The 15,971-nt window shown below is 51.1% G+C and carries 14 protein-coding genes; 7 read left to right on the top strand and 7 right to left on the bottom strand.

Going from position 1 to position 15,971, the window contains the following annotated elements:
* Position 1: 1 nt before the first annotated feature.
* From smc to BEN74_RS14375, 3 genes are all read right to left on the bottom strand, one after another.
* Complete coding sequence (gene smc / locus BEN74_RS14385) at positions 2-3,451, bottom strand: chromosome segregation protein SMC (RefSeq protein WP_068908444.1); 3,450 nt, start codon at positions 3,449-3,451, stop codon at positions 2-4.
* 10 nt (positions 3,452-3,461) lie between these two features.
* Complete coding sequence (locus tag BEN74_RS14380) at positions 3,462-4,157, bottom strand: GntR family transcriptional regulator (protein WP_068908446.1); 696 nt, start codon at positions 4,155-4,157, stop codon at positions 3,462-3,464.
* Positions 4,158-4,304: 147 nt separating this feature from the next.
* Positions 4,305-5,120: a sulfite exporter TauE/SafE family protein gene (locus tag BEN74_RS14375; RefSeq protein WP_068908448.1), complete on the bottom strand. Its 816-nt coding sequence runs from the start codon at positions 5,118-5,120 to the stop codon at positions 4,305-4,307.
* A 29-nt stretch (positions 5,121-5,149) separates the two neighbouring features.
* Here BEN74_RS14375 and BEN74_RS14370 point away from each other — a divergent pair, with 29 nt between their 5' ends.
* Positions 5,150-5,911 (top strand): biotin--[acetyl-CoA-carboxylase] ligase, encoded by a 762-nt coding sequence (locus tag BEN74_RS14370; protein WP_068908450.1) that lies wholly within the window; start codon positions 5,150-5,152, stop codon positions 5,909-5,911.
* A 19-nt stretch (positions 5,912-5,930) separates the two neighbouring features.
* Entirely contained in the window at positions 5,931-6,677 is a 747-nt protein-coding gene (locus BEN74_RS14365) for a type III pantothenate kinase (RefSeq protein WP_068908453.1), read from the top strand.
* 63 nt (positions 6,678-6,740) lie between these two features.
* On the opposite strand, the gene BEN74_RS14360 is transcribed toward BEN74_RS14365, so the two are convergent.
* A complete protein-coding gene (locus BEN74_RS14360; RefSeq protein WP_068908455.1) occupies positions 6,741-7,325 on the bottom strand; it encodes an RBBP9/YdeN family alpha/beta hydrolase in 585 nt (194 codons plus the stop codon).
* A 250-nt stretch (positions 7,326-7,575) separates the two neighbouring features.
* Entirely contained in the window at positions 7,576-8,979 is a 1,404-nt protein-coding gene (gene ffh / locus BEN74_RS14355; RefSeq protein WP_068908458.1) for a signal recognition particle protein, read from the bottom strand.
* A 138-nt stretch (positions 8,980-9,117) separates the two neighbouring features.
* On the opposite strand from ffh, the gene BEN74_RS14350 reads away from it, so the two are divergent.
* From BEN74_RS14350 to BEN74_RS14340, 3 genes are all read left to right on the top strand, one after another.
* On the top strand, positions 9,118-9,927 hold the full coding sequence (locus BEN74_RS14350; RefSeq protein WP_068908460.1) for a cytochrome C assembly family protein: 810 nt from the start codon (positions 9,118-9,120) through the stop codon (positions 9,925-9,927).
* A 273-nt stretch (positions 9,928-10,200) separates the two neighbouring features.
* A complete protein-coding gene (locus tag BEN74_RS14345; protein ID WP_068908462.1) occupies positions 10,201-10,554 on the top strand; it encodes a hypothetical protein in 354 nt (117 codons plus the stop codon).
* Positions 10,555-10,701: 147 nt separating this feature from the next.
* Positions 10,702-12,036, top strand: coding sequence for an ISNCY family transposase (locus tag BEN74_RS14340; protein WP_068908464.1), 1,335 nt, complete (start codon positions 10,702-10,704; stop codon positions 12,034-12,036).
* 98 nt (positions 12,037-12,134) lie between these two features.
* Here the strand turns inward: BEN74_RS14340 and BEN74_RS14335 are convergent, their stop codons facing one another.
* Positions 12,135-12,617 (bottom strand): hypothetical protein, encoded by a 483-nt coding sequence (locus BEN74_RS14335; RefSeq protein ID WP_086374335.1) that lies wholly within the window; start codon positions 12,615-12,617, stop codon positions 12,135-12,137.
* A gap of 218 nt (positions 12,618-12,835) precedes the next feature.
* Here BEN74_RS14335 and BEN74_RS14330 point away from each other — a divergent pair, with 218 nt between their 5' ends.
* Positions 12,836-13,774: a tRNA dihydrouridine synthase gene (locus BEN74_RS14330; RefSeq protein ID WP_213072363.1), complete on the top strand. Its 939-nt coding sequence runs from the start codon at positions 12,836-12,838 to the stop codon at positions 13,772-13,774.
* A gap of 235 nt (positions 13,775-14,009) precedes the next feature.
* Here BEN74_RS14330 and BEN74_RS14325 read toward each other — a convergent pair whose 3' ends face one another.
* Positions 14,010-14,717, bottom strand: coding sequence for a GntR family transcriptional regulator (locus tag BEN74_RS14325; protein WP_068908469.1), 708 nt, complete (start codon positions 14,715-14,717; stop codon positions 14,010-14,012).
* Positions 14,718-14,739: 22 nt separating this feature from the next.
* Between BEN74_RS14325 and lhgO the strand changes: the two genes are divergently transcribed.
* Positions 14,740-15,948: an L-2-hydroxyglutarate oxidase gene (gene lhgO / locus BEN74_RS14320; RefSeq protein ID WP_068908561.1), complete on the top strand. Its 1,209-nt coding sequence runs from the start codon at positions 14,740-14,742 to the stop codon at positions 15,946-15,948.
* Positions 15,949-15,971 lie beyond the last annotated feature (23 nt).

The raw sequence follows: 15,971 nt of genomic DNA, 5'->3' as shown, positions 1-15,971 counted from the left end.
GTTATGACTCCGCAGCTAAGCCGTATTCTTTTGCCTGTTCTAAATTCACAGTCACTAATTTTGAGGTTCCCGGTTCCGGCATGGTCACACCGAGCAGGTCAGTCGCCATGGTCATCGCCAGTTTGTTATGTGTAATGTAAATGAATTGAACCTGTTCAGAAAGCTCTTTTACTAAATTACAGAAACGCCCCACATTTGCATCGTCCAGAGGCGCATCTACTTCATCCAGCACGCAGAAAGGCGCCGGGTTCAATCTGAAAATCGCAAACACCAAAGCCAAAGCCGTCAGGGCCTTTTCACCGCCGGACAGCAGCGCCAGAGAACTGTTGCGCTTGCCCGGCGGGCGCGCCATCAGCTTTACTCCCGATTGCCAGCCGTCTTCAAGGCTCAGGCTGGCTTCGCCGCCGTTAAATACCTTCGGAAACAGCTGCTGCAGCTCGGCATTAACCTGATCAAAGGTCGCCATAAACAGCCTGCGGGTTTCCTGATCAATGCTTTTCATTGCGGACTGCAGCTGGTCTACCGTTTTTTCCAAGTCTGCAATCTGATGGCTCAGCTCTGCATGGCGCTTCGAAACTTCTTCATATTCTTCCGAAGCGGCCAGATTGACCGCGCCCAGTTTATCAAACTGCTGCTGGGCTTTTTCCAGTTTCTGCTGATGGGCTGCAACGTCAATCTGCAGCCCGGTCAGCATTTCGCTGTTCATTTCTTTCAGCTGTTCAGTGTAATGCTGCAGGTCTGACTTGGCAGCCTGCCATGCCAGGCGCTTTTCTTCCAGCTCAGTCCGCAGCTTTTCGTCCCGCTGCTGCTGGCTGTGGCGGCTGTCGGTCAGCTCGCGCTGCCGGGTCTGCACGCTGTTCAGCTCCTGCTGCCATTCAGTCCATTGCTTTTGCAGCTTTTCAGTAATTTCCGACTGCTGCGCATGCTGCGACTGCAGGCTCGGCAGTTCCAGCTGCGCCGGGTCGGCAAATTTCCCCGCCTGCTCGATTTGCGCCATAATCTGCTGCTGCTGCGCCTTTAAAAACGCGCGGTCTTTCTCCAGCAGCTCAATCTGCTGACTGGCCTGCAGCGCCTGCCGGCGGATCATCTCCAGCTCCTGCTGCCCCTGCTGCAGCTTTTGCTGCCCATCTTCCCACTGCCCGGTCAGCTCCTCTAGCTGAAACTGCAGGGTTTTATAGTTCGGCAGCGCCTGTTCCAGCTTCATGTTCAAGGCATGCAGGTCAATTTCCAAATCGTCTTTCTGCATCGCGTCTTCTTCCAGCTGCGCGTCGGCCTGCATCAGCTGATCATGCAGCTGGCGCCGCTGCACGGCAAAGGCCTGAGAGGCGCTTTGCGCTTTGGCAATGCTGACATCCGCCTGCTGCAGCGCCTGCTGCAGATGCTTCAGGTGCGCCTGCCCGGCCTGCAAAGACTGTTGCGCCTCCTGCAGCTGATGCAGCAGCGCCGGCTGCGACAGTTCCGCCTGTTCCAGCAGCGGCAGCTTTTCCGCCAAAGCCTGTTCAATTTCACCCAGGCGGATGCGGTGGCTTAATGCGCCCTGAGCCGCCTGGCTGTCTTCGTCATAGTGCAGGCCAATCACCCAGTCTGGGCCCAGATGATAGCCGTCCAAGCTCAGAATCGACTGCCCGGCCTGCAGCTGCCCCTGCAGAGGCAAGGCCTTTTGCAGGCTGTCCGCAACTGCGGCCTGCAGCCACAAAGAAGAATGAGGCGCTTCAATCCAGTCAGCCAAACACGCCAGCTGAGGCAAGGCGATTTTTTCCGCTTTGGCCTGAGCTTTGATTTGGCGCGCCATACTGTCCTGAAAATCGTCTGCGCCGTCCAGCACCTGCGCATGCAGCCATTTGGCCAGGAATTTTTCAATTAAGGCAGCATGCGCCTTGCCCTGCTCCGTCAGCTGCAGCGCCTGCATCAGGCGCACGGTGCCGGCCTGCGCTTTCGGGCTGGCCTTGATCAGCAGCTGATTCAAATTCTTCTGTTCAGACTGCAGCACCTGAATTTCTGATTTCAGCTGCTGCAGGGCGGATTTCTGCTGCGCCTGCTGCTCGCTGCGCTGCTCCAGCTGCTGCTTCAGCGCAGCCAATTGCTGTTCCTGCGCAGCTATGCTGGCGCGCAATTCGGCTTGCTGCTCCAGCTGTTCCAGTTCATCCTGCTGCCCATGATGCAAAATCTGGGCAGACTGCTGTTTCAGCGTATCTTTCTGCTGTTCCAAGCGGCCGATGTTCTTGCTCAGCTGTTCGCTTTGCGCCAGCATCTGCATTTTCTGCTGCTGCTGCTTTTCCACCTGCGCTTTCACCTGCTCAAACTGCTGCTGCGCATTGGCATGCTGCGCCTTGAGATCACTTAAGCGCTGAGCGCGCTGCTGGCTTTGGCTTTCCTGCTGCTGCAGCTGGCCATTGCTTTCATCCAGCTGCTGCAGCAGCGTTTCCAGCTGCAGCTCTATCAGCTGCAGGCGCTCCTTGGCTTGGGCTTTCTGCTGTTCCAGCTGAATCAGGCTTTCAGCGTTCTGCGCAAACAGGCTTTGCTTCTGCTCCAGCGTCATTTTCAGTTCAGCCAGCTTTTTTTCCGCCTGCTGCCATTCATTCTGCAAGGGCGTGGACTGCTGAATCAGGCGCTGAAACAGTTCACTGGTCGATGTGATGTCATGCTCCAAGGTGTTCAGTTCGGAACGCACCAGCTTGAAGCTTTCCCCCAGCGCATTCATCTGCACAGTGTATTCCTGCTGCAGGCGCGCGCTTTGCCCGCAGTGGAAAGACAGCACTTCAATTTTGATGCTGCGGATGGTTTTTTCCAATTCCTTATACTGCACCGCCGTTTCTGACTGGCGCTTTAAGCTTTTCAGCTGCGACTTCAGCTCTGAGGCAATATCCTCCAGGCGGGATAAATTCTGCGCGGTATGCTCCAGATGCTGATTGGTTTCACGGCGCCGCGCCTGATAGCGCGAAACGCCGGCAGCTTCTTCAATAAACACCCGCATTTCTTCCGGCTTGGCGTCCACCAGGCGGTTGATCATGCCCTGTTCAATAATTGAATAGGAACGCGGGCCTAAGCCTGTGCCGAGGAAAATATCGGTAATATCGCGGCGCCGGCATTTTGCGCCGTTGAGGAAATATTCAGATTTGCCGTCGCGGCTGACCTGCCGGCGCACAGCCAGCTCATTGTAGGCATTATAGGCGCCGCCCAGTTTGCCGCAGGTGTTGTCAAAGCGCAGCTCCACGCTGGCCGCGCCCACCGGCTTGCGCTTGGCGGTGCCGGTAAAAATCACGTCCTGCATGCTGCCGCCGCGCAGCTGGCGCGCGCTGGATTCGCCCATCACCCAGCGGATGGCGTCAATCACATTGGATTTGCCGCAGCCGTTCGGGCCAACCACAGCGGTGCGGCGGTCTTTAAAGTGCAAAGTGGTGCTGTCGGCAAACGATTTGAAGCCGGAAAGTTTTAAACTGCTTAAACGCATAGTGTCCTGATTAACGCCGTGAGCGCCGAGCCCACGCGAGTTCAATTTGTTTCATCCGTGCCAGAGATTCCAACACAAGGTTGCGCAAGTGTCGACAAAAATCTTCCATAAATAAAGCCGCCTGCTGCGGCTTGCGGATTAAAACTGCATCCGTCACCAGCTTAAACAGCTCGGAAGATTCCTGCAGCTCGCGGCGCGAAATATTCAGCGTCAGAAAGTAGCTGCGGCGCAGCGAAGGCAGCAGCTCCTGATAATAGCGCATCAGGTACGGGTTGCCGACCATCTCATGCTGGCGCGCCATGCTTTGAAAGATCAGATCATAAAACTTTTCGGTATGGCCTTGGCGGGTTTCCGCCTCCAGCTGCTCTAATAATAGCTGAATGCGCTCGGCTTCATGGCTGCGCCAGGTTTCCGCCATGCGGTGCACAATCTGCCCCAGCAGCAGCGCGGCCATGTCAAACAGCGAACGCACCTGCAGCGCGGACATTTCCGCAACAATGGCGCCGCGGCGCGGAAAAATTTCAATCAGCTGGGTGCGCTCTAAAATCAGCAGCGCTTCACGCACCGAACCGCGGCTGACATCCAGCTCAGATGCGATGCGCAATTCCTGAATGCGCTCGCCCTCCACCAGCTCACCGCGGATAATCTGCTCGCTGATATGCCTGGCGATTTGTTCTGACAAACTGTCCGCTTCGTGCTGCTGCATGCTGTTCCCGTCTTGTTTTTATTAATAATGCAATATTTAGATTTCTGCGAATCTGCAAGCAATTTAAACGGTTTTTAAAGCAATTGAATATGACATTGTCAGACAATCTTGCGTCTGCAAAGCCAATTTTCAGGCGCAGCCGCTGCCTCAGCCGAACAGCAGCGGGCTGGCGCCCTGATAAATAAAGTAGCTGCCGACCACGGTCAGCAGGCAGGCGAAGCATCTTTTCAGCATCGCCGGCGACAGCAGATGCGCCACTTTTGCCCCCAGCTTTGCGGTAATGAAGCTCATCACGCTGATGCCGATGAAGGCATAAATATGCACATAGCCAATGGTATTGGGCACAGCGACCTCAGCCTGCTTGCCGAACCACATGAAGCCGAGCGCGCCGGCAAGCGCAATCGGCAAGCCGCAGGCCGCCGAAGTCGCCACCGCTTTCTGCATCACCACGCCGCTGCGGTTCAGGTAAGGCACGGTCAGGCTGCCGCCGCCGATGCCGAAAATCGCCGAGGCAATGCCGATGCCGCCGCCGGCCGCCAGCTGCATTGGCGCAGAAGGCAAATGTCGCTTCGGGTCAACAGGAACGCCTGCGCCCCTGAACATTTTAAACGCCACCCATACCGCAAAGCAGCCGATCAGCAGCTGCAGGCCCTGCCCCGAAATCGCGTCCGCAATGCCTGCGCCAAGAAATGAGCCGGCCAGCAAGCCCGGCGCCAGATTGCGGAACACAGGCCACAGCACGGCGCCTCTTTTATGATGCGCGCTGACAGAACTGATGGAAGTGACAATAATGGTGGCCAAAGATGTGCCCACCGCCATGTGCATGATCACCGACGGATCATAATTCAGCTGGCTGAAAACAACATACAGGATAGGCACAATAATTAAGCCGCCGCCGACGCCAAACAGCCCCGCGGTAAAACCAGCGATTGCGCCAATCAGCAAATATATGATTAACTCCATCAACATTCTTCCACAATTCTCAGATTCAAATGGATTTAGAGACACGCTTACTGCAGCAGATTCTCAGCCAGGCCCATCAGCTTCCTGAAGTGCTGCTTTTAAAACCGGTTACCGCATCGACCAATGATGATGTGCGTGAAATTGCGCTCAAGGGCGTGCAGCAGGTGCTCGTGGCCAGCGGCCGGCAGACGCAGGGCCGCGGACAGCGCCAGCGCAAATGGGTTTCGCCTGAAGGCAATGTCTATTTAAGCACACTGCTGAATATCCGCACACCCATAGATGGGCGCCTGGCGCTGGAAATTGCGTTAAATATCCTGCAAATGCCGAGCCTGCGCGACTTAGAGCTGCAGGTCAAATGGCCAAATGACCTGTACAGCAGGCATGGCAAATGGGGCGGGATTTTAATCGAGCCGCTGAATGCGCATCAGGCCGTAGTCGGCGTTGGCCTGAACGCGCTGCCTGTGCCTAAAGAAGGCATTGATCAGGCAGCCACCTCTTTAACCGAGCTGGGCCTGGCGCAGTTTGACCGCATTCAGCTGACGGCTGAACTGTACCTTGCCATTCAGCAGGCGGGCGAATGGTTCAGCCATGACAGCTGCAATTTAGCGGCCCGCTTCAATCACTGCGCGGCGTTTAAAGATGAAGCGGTGGAAATTGAGCACCTGCAGGGCTTAAGCCGGGGCATTTTCCTCGGCATCCGCAATGACGGCGCGGTGGAAATTTCCTCTGAACGCGGCATAGAGCATTTCTTCCAGGGGCGCCTGCGCCGCGCCAGCGCATCCAGCGAGTGATGAATTCAAGAGTAACCCAATGAAAAATCTATGGCTCGATATCGGCAACACCCGCCTGAAATACTGGATTACGGAAAATGGTCAGGTCATTGAACAGGCTGCCGAGCTGCACCTGCAGTCGCCTGCTGACCTGCTGCTGGGCCTGATCCAGCATTTTAAAGCGCTGAAGCTGCAGAAAGCCGGCGTGTCTTCTGTGCAGGACGCCAAAAGCAATGAGCGCATTCAGAAAATCCTCAGGCGCCTGAATATTCCTGTGGTTTTTGCCAAAGTGCATGCCGAATATGCCGGCCTGAAATGCGGCTATGACGCGCCGGCGCAGCTGGGCATTGACCGCTGGCTGCAGGTGCTGGCGGCGGCTCGGCAGCCGGCGCAGAAATACTGCATCATCAGCTGCGGCACCGCATTGACCATCGACTTGGCGGATGGCCTGCAGCATCTGGGTGGCTATATTCTGCCGAATTTATACCTGCAGCGCGACTCGCTGATTCAGAACACCAAAGGCATTAAAATCCCCGATGCTGCTTTTGATGACTTAAGCCCAGGGCGCAATACCATTGATGCAGTGCATCACGGCATCCTGCTGGGCTTGGCCAGCACCATTGAAAAAGTGCTGCAGCAGTCGCCGCGCCAGCTGATTCTGACCGGAGGCGATGCGCAGCTGTTCGCCAAGCATTTGCAGGCTTATGCGCCCGTCATTGAGCCGGATCTGCTGCTGCTGGGCCTGCAGCATTATTCCGCCCATGCCAATGCGGCGGCAAAAGCTTAGCCACCGGATTTTAAGTGGTTAGTTTTCAGACCTGAAAGCGCTCAGCCCCGTTGCGCGCTTTTTTCATGCGCTCAATAAAGGCTTGATCAATTCCCACACCTCATGAAATTCGGCATAGCCATCCCCGCGCATAAAGTGCCCGGCCTGCTTCACCTCATAGGTTTGCGCATTTAAAAAATGCCCCAGCTGCAGGGTCAGCGGCGGCGGCACAACCGGATCATTGGATGACAGCAGGCTGAACGCCAGCGGCATGTGATGCTGCAGCGCGGCGCTGTCCAGCCGCGCCTGATGGATGAATGGATTCAGTTCCGGCGCGCCGGGCAATGGCGCCTTAAAGCCGGCCGCGAAAATGCCGGCCTTAATGCTTCCGCCGGCGGCCTGAAAGCGCTGGTTCAAATAATGCAGCGCCGCCAGGCAGCCGAGGCTATGCGCGACAATAATGGTGTCCTCATCCAGCTCAGGAATCTGCAGCGCCAGGAATTTCTGCCATGCCTCAAAGTCCGGCTGGCTGGACTGCGCCAGCATCACGCGCTTGGAAAAATGCCCCGCCAGCTGCAGCTTGCGGCTGAGCCACGGAAACCAGTGGTCATTCGGCGAGGCTTTATAGCCATGTACGATGTAGATTTTTTTAGCATCTGGACTATTCATTGCGCTGTTGTTCTTATAATTGCTGTTTTCAACATTCGCTGCGCTGCGCCAAAAGCGGTGCCCGGCCTGCGCGGCGGCCCAAGTTATTCAAGCCTTCAATTTCCGTACTCAGCAGAGGCGGCGCCCGCAACTGCAAAGGCATGGCGCCATTGAATGATTTCATCCTGCGCCATCCCCGCCAGCCTGTAAAGCTTTTACAGCCTTTAGGCGTAAAAAAAGCGCTGAACGCGCTTTTTTTACCGATAAACCCTTATTTCGGATCTTTACTGCCGAACAGCGGGCCCATGCTGCCGCCGCCAAACTGCTTCTGCATATTGCCCAATGATTTCATCATTTTGGCCATGCCTGAAGGATTGGCAAACTTCTTCATCATTTTCGCCATTTGTGCATGCTGCTTAATCAGCTTATTGACTTCAACCACGTCCATGCCGCAGCCGGCTGCAATGCGCTTCTTGCGGCTCGGGTTCATCAGGTCAGGATTGCGGCGCTCCTTGACGGTCATCGACTGGATGATCGCTTCCATCTTTTTGACCTGCTTCTCTGGGTTGGCCTGCGCAATCGCATCCTGAATGCCGGCATTGCTCATGCCCGGCAGCTTGTCCAGGAAGCCCATCATGCCGCCCATTTTGTTCATCTGCTCAAACTGCATCAGCATGTCTTCAAAAGTGAAGCTGCCGCCTTTCTGCAGTTTTTTCGCCATTTTTTCGGCTTTTTCTTTGTCGATTTTGCGTTCAACTTCTTCGACCAAAGACAGCACGTCACCCATGCCCAAAATACGCTGCGCGATACGTTCAGGATGGAATGGCTCCAGAGCATCGAGCTTTTCGCCCATACCCAAGAATTTAATCGGCTTGCCGGTAATGGCGCGGACTGAAAGCGCCGCGCCGCCGCGCGCATCGCCGTCAGTTTTGGTCAGGATCACGCCAGTTAAAGGCAAAGCGTCATTGAAGGCTTTGGCTGTATTAGCGGCATCCTGGCCGGTCATGGCATCGACCACGAACAAAGTTTCAGTCGGCTTAATCGCCGCGTGAAGCTCTTTGATCTCGTCCATCATCTCATCATCGACATGCAGGCGGCCTGCGGTATCGACAATCAAGACATCGGCAAACTGGATTTTCGCCTGTTCAATGGCGCGGTTTGCAATGGCAATCGGCTTTTCGTCTGCGCTGGATTCAAAGAAAATCGCGCCGACTTCACCGGCTACCGTCTGCAGCTGCTTGATGGCTGCCGGACGGTAAACGTCGGCAGACACCATCGCCACTTTTTTCTTTTGGCGCTCTTGCAGGAAGCGCGCAAGCTTGGCTGCAGTGGTGGTTTTACCTGCGCCCTGCAGGCCGGCAAGCAGCACAACCACAGGCGGCTTGGCTGCCAGGTCAAGGCTTTCATTGGCCTCGCCCATCATTTTGGTCAGTTCGTCATGCACAATTTTAACGAACGCTTGGCCAGGCGATAACTGAGTCATCACTTCTTGGCCCAATGCCTCTTCCTTAACTTTCGCGATAAACTCACGAGTTACAGGCAACGCCACATCGGCTTCAAGAAGTGCCATACGTACTTCACGTAACGTATCTTTAATATTGTCTTCGGTTAGCTGCCCTGAGCCAGTAACATTTCTTAAACTCTGCGTGAGTCGTTCTGTTAAGGTATCAAACATTGCAAAATCCGCTTAAAATAGCCAATAGCAAAAAAATCTTTCTTAAAATAGAAAATTTATGCATAGAATGCTATAGGATACTGTAGTTCGCATCGAATTTACATCAATGAATTTTCATCATCCTGAAAAAGGTTTGACATGATTAGCCTGCCCTTGGTCTACACAATTTTAGCATTAATCGCTTATACCACGTCTTTCTGGTATTTGTTTATGAATTTAATGTCTAAGCGTGTACCGAACCACTGGTTTGTCGGCGTGGTGTTAAGTTTGGGCCTGCTGCTGCATGCCGGCGTGCTGTACAGCGACATGCTGACGCCGGTGGGCGTTAACTATAATGTTTTCAATATTATGTCATTCACTTCAGGCCTGATGCTGCTGCTGAGCATTCTGTTCAGCACCTACCGGCCGGTGCTTCCGCTGGCGTTAATCGGCATTCCTGTGGCCGCCGCCGGCCTGATTATGGGCTTTGCGTTCAGCAAGCATGATCTGTTTATTTCCCGGAATTCGCTGGGCTTGGACATCCATATTATTCTGTCTTTGTCCGCCTATGCCGTGCTGCTGATGGCGACCATTCATGCGGTGCTGCTGTGGTTTCAGGACCGCGAGCTGAAAAATAAGCAAAAGCGCCGGGTTTGGGTCAATCTGCTGCCGCCTTTTCAGGCCATGGAATCCTTGCTGTTTGACATGCTGATTGCCGGCTTTGCCCTGCTGACTGTGGCTTTGGGCTTCGGCTTCCTGACGATTGATGACTTCTTTGCCCAGCATTTGGCGCATAAAACCGCTTTCAGCATTATTTCCTGGTTTGTATACGGCGCGCTGCTGATTGGCCATTACCAGTTTGGCTGGCGCGGCCAGAAAGCCATCCGCTTTACCTTAATCGGCTTTTTCTTGCTGGCGGTCGGCTTTATCGGCTCCAAGCTGGTGCTGGAAATGATTCTAGGGAAATAAGGCCTTTTTGTTCAATTTGCCTAATTCAAAACTTGGAACAGTGAGTGAATATTAAACGCGGAATAGGACAAAACCCAGTCACAGCAGATTGGGCTTTTATATTCACAATAAGGCAATGATTTTAAAATGTTTTCCATAATCCGTATTATGTTGATTTTATAAAAATTAAATATTTTCCGATAAGACAGAAAGTATTAAAAAATTAGATATTGGGGTTTTATACTTTAATATTCGTAAGATTAATTCTAATATCCATTATAAATTAGGTTAAATATGACTTGGAAAATTGTTTTATTTTTAATTTTTTTACTTTCCTCTCAAGCATATGCAACTGTAAATGATAGTTGTAATATTCTGGCCAACTTAGCTAAAGATGTAATGAGCAAAAGACAGAGTGGTGCTTCAAAAGCGCAATTGATGGCGGAAGTTCAGAAGCTAAGAATCGAGAGTGAGGAAAGCAATAATGAAAAAGATCGTTATCGTTTAGCAGATGAAAGCGGCTTAACTGCAATGTTTACGCAAGAAGTTTTTGAGAAAGAATTATATGAGAATAAAAAAATGAAAACGAAAGCCATAAATGATTATAGAAACCTTGTATATAAGGAATGCATGCTAGCAAATCCATAGGCTAGCTATAAACTCAACCCCATTTAACATAATGGCCGTTATACGAAGTACGCTTGTTAGAACCCATTTAAAGTGTCTATATTCTCACCAATAAAAATGTCTGGTTTATGATGGTTTTTATCACCATGGACTGGATATAAAATATAGATGCTGATCACTATGTCTGATAAAGAAATTCAACGTCTTGCAGTTCTGCAAGACGTTCGAGATCATCGTATTACCCAAGTCCGTGCTGCTGAAATCCTGAATCTTTCTACCCGTCAAATTACCCGGTTATTACAGAAGCTCAATCAAGATGGTGTTTCAGGCATGACTCATGCAAGTCGTGGTCAACCGGGCCATCATCGCCATGATGATTTATTAAAATCGCAATGTCTTTCAATTATTTCTGAACATCTGCTTGGATTTGGACCCACCTTGGCCCATGAGAAGCTCAGTAGCATATTTGACCTGAATATCCCGGTAGAAACGGTTCGTCGCTGGATGACGGCCAATGAGCTCTGGATTCCGCGATCCAAACGCCTGAAACGTCCATATCAGCCACGCTATAACCGTGATTGCTTCGGTGAGCTGATCCAGATTGATGGCTCATATCATGACTGGTTTGAAGGTCGAGCTGCCAAATGCTGTTTATTGGTTTATATCGATGATGCCACTGGAAAGCTGCTACATCTGCGCTTTTGTGAGGCGGAAACGACCTTTGATTATATGCTTTCCACTAGAGCCTACATTGAGCAATATGGCAAGCCTTTGGCCTTTTACAGCGATAAACACTCGGTATTCCGAGTGAATCAGAAATCGAGCCAAGATAGTAAAATCACGCAATTTGGGCGGATTCTGAACGAGTTAAACATTGATATTATCTTCGCCAACTCACCGCAAGCTAAAGGTCGCGTAGAACGTGCCAATAGAACCCTTCAGGACCGTCTGATCAAGGAGATGCGCCTGGAAGGCATCGGTTCGATTGCGGAAGCCAATCCCTGGCTGCCCTGCTTTATTGAGCATTTCAATCAGAAGTTCGCCAAATGTGCGAGAAATGCAAAGAATTTACATCGGCCATTAACCGAATCTCATCTTGAACTGGATGATATTTTTACCTGGCAGGAACCACGTAAGGTCACCAAGAATCTGACCCTGACCTATGACAAATGTATTTATCTGCTTGAACCGACAGAGCTGAATCATAAGCTGGTTGGGCAATACATTTCATTTCTGGAGTACCCGGATGGAACTGTGGCCCTCATGCATGAAGGACGAAAGCTCAACTACAGCATCTTCAATAAATTGGCTGGGCTACAGCAGAATGAAGTGGTTGAGAATAAACGGTTAGGTTCAGTTCTGGCACATATTCAACAACAACATGAAGAATTGGAACAACAAAATAAACGTTCTAGATCCAAGAAAAGTATGCCGAGTCGTAAAGCTCAGAAAGCCATCATTGAGCAAAGAAAGTTAAATCCTGTGCTTGACTCTTGTGGTTAAAAACACGACATTTTAAATGGTTTATCGCATAGACATTTTAATTGGTGAATAACAACGCTTGTTAGAACCCAATTAAAGTGTCTAGGATCACCTTGGATTTAGACTCGATCCAAGTCCTCTGAATAATCTTGAATAGATAAAATAAATAACCCATTTATTTCAACAGCTTTACTTAAATCAGATAAAAATCTAATATCCTCAATAAAAAAGGCATCAGTTCTATCATGCCCACCTTTAAACCGTAATGAGTAGTTTGGATAGTAAATATCGAAAAAATCTAATCGTTCCTCTCTTAGACTTCTTTTTAAAATTCGCTCAAATTTTTCACTATTTGTATTAAATAATTGCCAAGAATCTTTATAAAAACAATAGGCTTGATCAGACAAAGACGTATAAAAATTAATAAATTTTTTTTCACTATCTAAGTATTCATCTAACACATCAGAATCCTTAGCTATTGAATAACATAAGATCTTACATTCATCTGCTTCCACCTCATCTAACCAATGGTCAAAAACTGAAATATACCCCATCTTTGACCATTTTATTTCTTCGATATTACTTGATAAACAATTATTCATTTTCTTAGAACCTTACCTTCTTGAGTGAGTGTTGCAACCCTGTTACTTTTTTAGGTTCTATCGCATTAAGGATTAAAGCCAGCCATTTAACATAAATCCCTTATACGAAATATAAGCAGTCAAGCCTCTATCACCCTATAATATTTCAAAGCCCTTTTTCTAGACAACCCGCGCAAAAAAACGTATAACACCGTTTTTCATCTGACTGGCAGCGCACATTGAAACTCATCCTTGCCCCCATGGAAGGCTTAACTGATCCCATCATGCGTGATGTCCTGACGCATGTCGGCAGCTTCGACTGGTGCGTAACCGAGTTCATCCGCGTCACAGATTCTGTGCTGCCGGATCACATCTATCAGGCTTACTGCCCTGAGCTGCAGAACGGCGGAAAAACCGCAGCCGGCACGCCGGTGCATGTGCAGTTTTTAGGCAATAACCCTGAAATGCTGGCAGCCAATGCCGTGCGCGCGGCGGAACTGGGCGCGCCAGCCATCGACATGAACTTCGGCTGCCCGGCCAAAACCGTCAACCGCCACCGCGGCGGTTCGGTGCTGCTGGATGAGCCTGAAGTGGTGCATGAGCTGGTGAAAGCCGTCCGTGACGCAGTGCCGGCGCATATCCCGGTTTCCGCCAAAATGCGCCTGGGCTATATGGACCGCAGCTTTATGCTGGAAAATGCCCATGCCATTGAAGATGCCGGCGCGGCCTGGGTGACGGTGCATGCGCGCACCAAAGCCGACGGCTATACCCCGCCGGCATTCTGGGATCAGCTGCAGCCGATCCGTGAAGCCTTGAAAATCAATGTGATTGCCAATGGCGAAATCTGGAACAATGCCGACGCCAAGCAGTGCCGGCTGGAATCCGGCTGTCAGGATTTAATGATTGGCCGCGCTGCCGTCACTACGCCTGATATTACGCAGTGCATCCGCAAAGATACTGATGAAGCGCTGATCACGTGGAATGAGCTGATCCAGCTGCAGATCCGCTTCTTAAGCGGGCCATATAAAAAAGAAATCAATATGGTCGGGCGCTATAAGCAGTGGCTGGGCATGATGTCAAAGCATTACCCCGAAGCCAAGGCCCTATGGAATGAAATCAAGCGGGTCAAGGCGCTGGATGAAATTTCACAGCAGCTGAAACACCACGCCCAGTCCTGATCCCGGCTGCGGCCAATTGCATAACAGCGCCCGGTGCATATCGCCGGGCGTTTTGCATTGCAGCCTCCGCTGCCTGAGCAACTCAAGCGCCCTCCTCATGGCTAAACACTGCTTAAACAGCTGAATTTATCCCGGCAAAACCCGCCCGATGCTTCGACTAAAGTCGCATACGGGAATAGCGCTGTTCACTGCTGCGCATTATTTACACGTTGCATGCAACATGCTACGATTTCTTTCAAATCCAATTCAGATAATCATTGGAATCGTAATCTGACCAATTTTCACGCTTAGCGGATTCTTGGTGAATCAATAAAGTCGCGGTATTGATAATGTGGGATTTCATCAAGTGAGCTGCTTGCTGAGCCTCCCCATTGACAAACGCCTCATGCAGCTGCAAGTGATCGTTAAAGGTTTCCAGGCAGCATCTTGAATGAGGAATTGTGGCGGAACCGGCAATCAGCACCTGATTGCGGGTATTGCTGATAATGTCGATGGCTTTCTGATTGCCCACAATCTGCAAAAGCGCCAAGTGATAGTCGCGGTCGGCTTTCAATGTTCCAGTGATATCTCCGGAAGACGCTTTCTGCCTGAATTCCTCAAAAATCTGGTCGAGCTGCTGAATGTCTTTTTCAGTGCGGACCTCTGTCGCCCTGCGCACTAAAGGAACTTCAAGCATTAAGCGGATTTGAAAGGACTCAATCATGGTTGCAAAAGTCGTGGGCATAATGCGTATGCCTTTGTTCTTTTCAATTTTGACAATGCCAATCTTTTCAAGCATCTGCGCTGCTTCACGGACTGGGGTGCGGGAAATCCCGCCTAACATCTGACCCAACTCGGTTGCTGAATAAAGCACATTGAACTGTAAGTGATTGTTAATTATTGCATCCTGCAGAATTTCGAATGCTTCTTCAGTCAACGTTTTTGGTTTTTGGATCAATTTCATGCTGTTTGAACAAGGAAAATTTATGACTAATAAGCATTATGCCATTATCGGAGGGGGAATCAATGGACTGGCGGTTGCCCGGCAATTGCTGCTGGATTTTCCTGAAGCGCAGGTCAGTGTTTTTGAAAAAGAGCAGGATGTGGCGATGCATCAGTCCAGCCACAATTCCGGCGTGGTGCATGCCGGCCTGTATTATGAGCCGGGCGGCTTAAAAGCCCGCCTGTGCCGCCGCGGCGCCGAGCTGGTGCAGCAGTACTGCGCGGAAAACAGCATTCCTTATGATGAATGCGGCAAGGTTGTGGTTGCGCTTTCCAAAGAAGAAGAAGGCCGCCTGGACGCAATTTACATGAAGTCTCTGGCCAATAAAGTGCCGGATGTGCGCATGCTGAGCGCCAGCGAAATCAGGGATGTCGAGCCGAACTGCATCGGCACCAAAGCGCTGTATTCGCCACGCACAGCAATTGTCAGCTACGGTGAAATCGCCCGGCATATTGCGCAGGAAATTAAAAGCAAAGGCGGCCAGATTTTTCTAGGGCGCAAGGTCACCAGCCTGAGCGAAAAAAATCAGAAAATCACCGTGCATTTTGAAGGCAATGAGCATCACGGTACGCAGTTTGACTATGCCGTATCCTGCGCAGGCCTGCAGTCAGACCGCTTGGCGGCGCAGTCTGGCGATATTGAAACCCCGAAAATTGTGCCCTTTTTCGGCCAGTACTATGTGATTGATGAAAATTTCAAAGATCATGTCAAAGGCCTGATTTATCCGGTGCCGGACCCGAAATACCCTTTCCTTGGCGTGCATTTCACCAAGCGCATTGACGGCCAGATGACCATTGGGCCAAACGCGTTTATTTCTTTCGGCCGTGAAAACTATTCAGGCAAGCGCATCAATATTTCTGATGTCTATGATTTCCTGACCTATAAAGGCTTCTGGAAGTTCTCTTCCAAGAACATGCCGGCGGCCGTGCGCGAGCTGAAAACCGTGCTCAGCCAGACCAATTTTGTCGAAGAAGCCGCCAAATACGTCCCGAGCCTGGCCAATGTTTCCGCAGTTCCCGCTACCCGCGGCATCCGCGCGCAGGCTATGGAATCGGACGGTTCGCTGGTGGATGACTTTGTGATCCGCAAGCAGGGCAATATCACCCATATCCGCAATGCGCCTTCTCCAGGCGCAACCTCCTCTTTAGCGATTGCTGAATATATCGTCCGTGAAGTCATGACTCATCACTAAGCGCCGGCAGCATTTTTGGAACT

The organism is Acinetobacter sp. WCHAc010034 (assembly GCF_001696615.3).
Lineage (GTDB): Bacteria > Pseudomonadota > Gammaproteobacteria > Pseudomonadales > Moraxellaceae > Acinetobacter.
This window is presented reverse-complemented; position numbering and strand designations above follow the sequence as displayed.

What these genes read in the sequence shown, in the direction of transcription:
- smc (WP_068908444.1), bottom strand. Translation starts at nt 3,451, where the DNA reads ATGCGTTTAAGCAGTTTAAAACTTTCCGGCTTCAAATCGTTTGCCGAC.
- BEN74_RS14380 (WP_068908446.1), bottom strand. Translation starts at nt 4,157, where the DNA reads ATGCAGCAGCACGAAGCGGACAGTTTGTCAGAACAAATCGCCAGGCAT.
- BEN74_RS14375 (WP_068908448.1), bottom strand. Translation starts at nt 5,120, where the DNA reads ATGGAGTTAATCATATATTTGCTGATTGGCGCAATCGCTGGTTTTACC.
- BEN74_RS14370 (WP_068908450.1), top strand. Translation starts at nt 5,150, where the DNA reads ATGGATTTAGAGACACGCTTACTGCAGCAGATTCTCAGCCAGGCCCAT.
- BEN74_RS14365 (WP_068908453.1), top strand. Translation starts at nt 5,931, where the DNA reads ATGAAAAATCTATGGCTCGATATCGGCAACACCCGCCTGAAATACTGG.
- BEN74_RS14360 (WP_068908455.1), bottom strand. Translation starts at nt 7,325, where the DNA reads ATGAATAGTCCAGATGCTAAAAAAATCTACATCGTACATGGCTATAAA.
- ffh (WP_068908458.1), bottom strand. Translation starts at nt 8,979, where the DNA reads ATGTTTGATACCTTAACAGAACGACTCACGCAGAGTTTAAGAAATGTT.
- BEN74_RS14350 (WP_068908460.1), top strand. Translation starts at nt 9,118, where the DNA reads ATGATTAGCCTGCCCTTGGTCTACACAATTTTAGCATTAATCGCTTAT.
- BEN74_RS14345 (WP_068908462.1), top strand. Translation starts at nt 10,201, where the DNA reads ATGACTTGGAAAATTGTTTTATTTTTAATTTTTTTACTTTCCTCTCAA.
- BEN74_RS14340 (WP_068908464.1), top strand. Translation starts at nt 10,702, where the DNA reads ATGCTGATCACTATGTCTGATAAAGAAATTCAACGTCTTGCAGTTCTG.
- BEN74_RS14335 (WP_086374335.1), bottom strand. Translation starts at nt 12,617, where the DNA reads ATGAATAATTGTTTATCAAGTAATATCGAAGAAATAAAATGGTCAAAG.
- BEN74_RS14325 (WP_068908469.1), bottom strand. Translation starts at nt 14,717, where the DNA reads ATGAAATTGATCCAAAAACCAAAAACGTTGACTGAAGAAGCATTCGAA.
- lhgO (WP_068908561.1), top strand. Translation starts at nt 14,740, where the DNA reads ATGACTAATAAGCATTATGCCATTATCGGAGGGGGAATCAATGGACTG.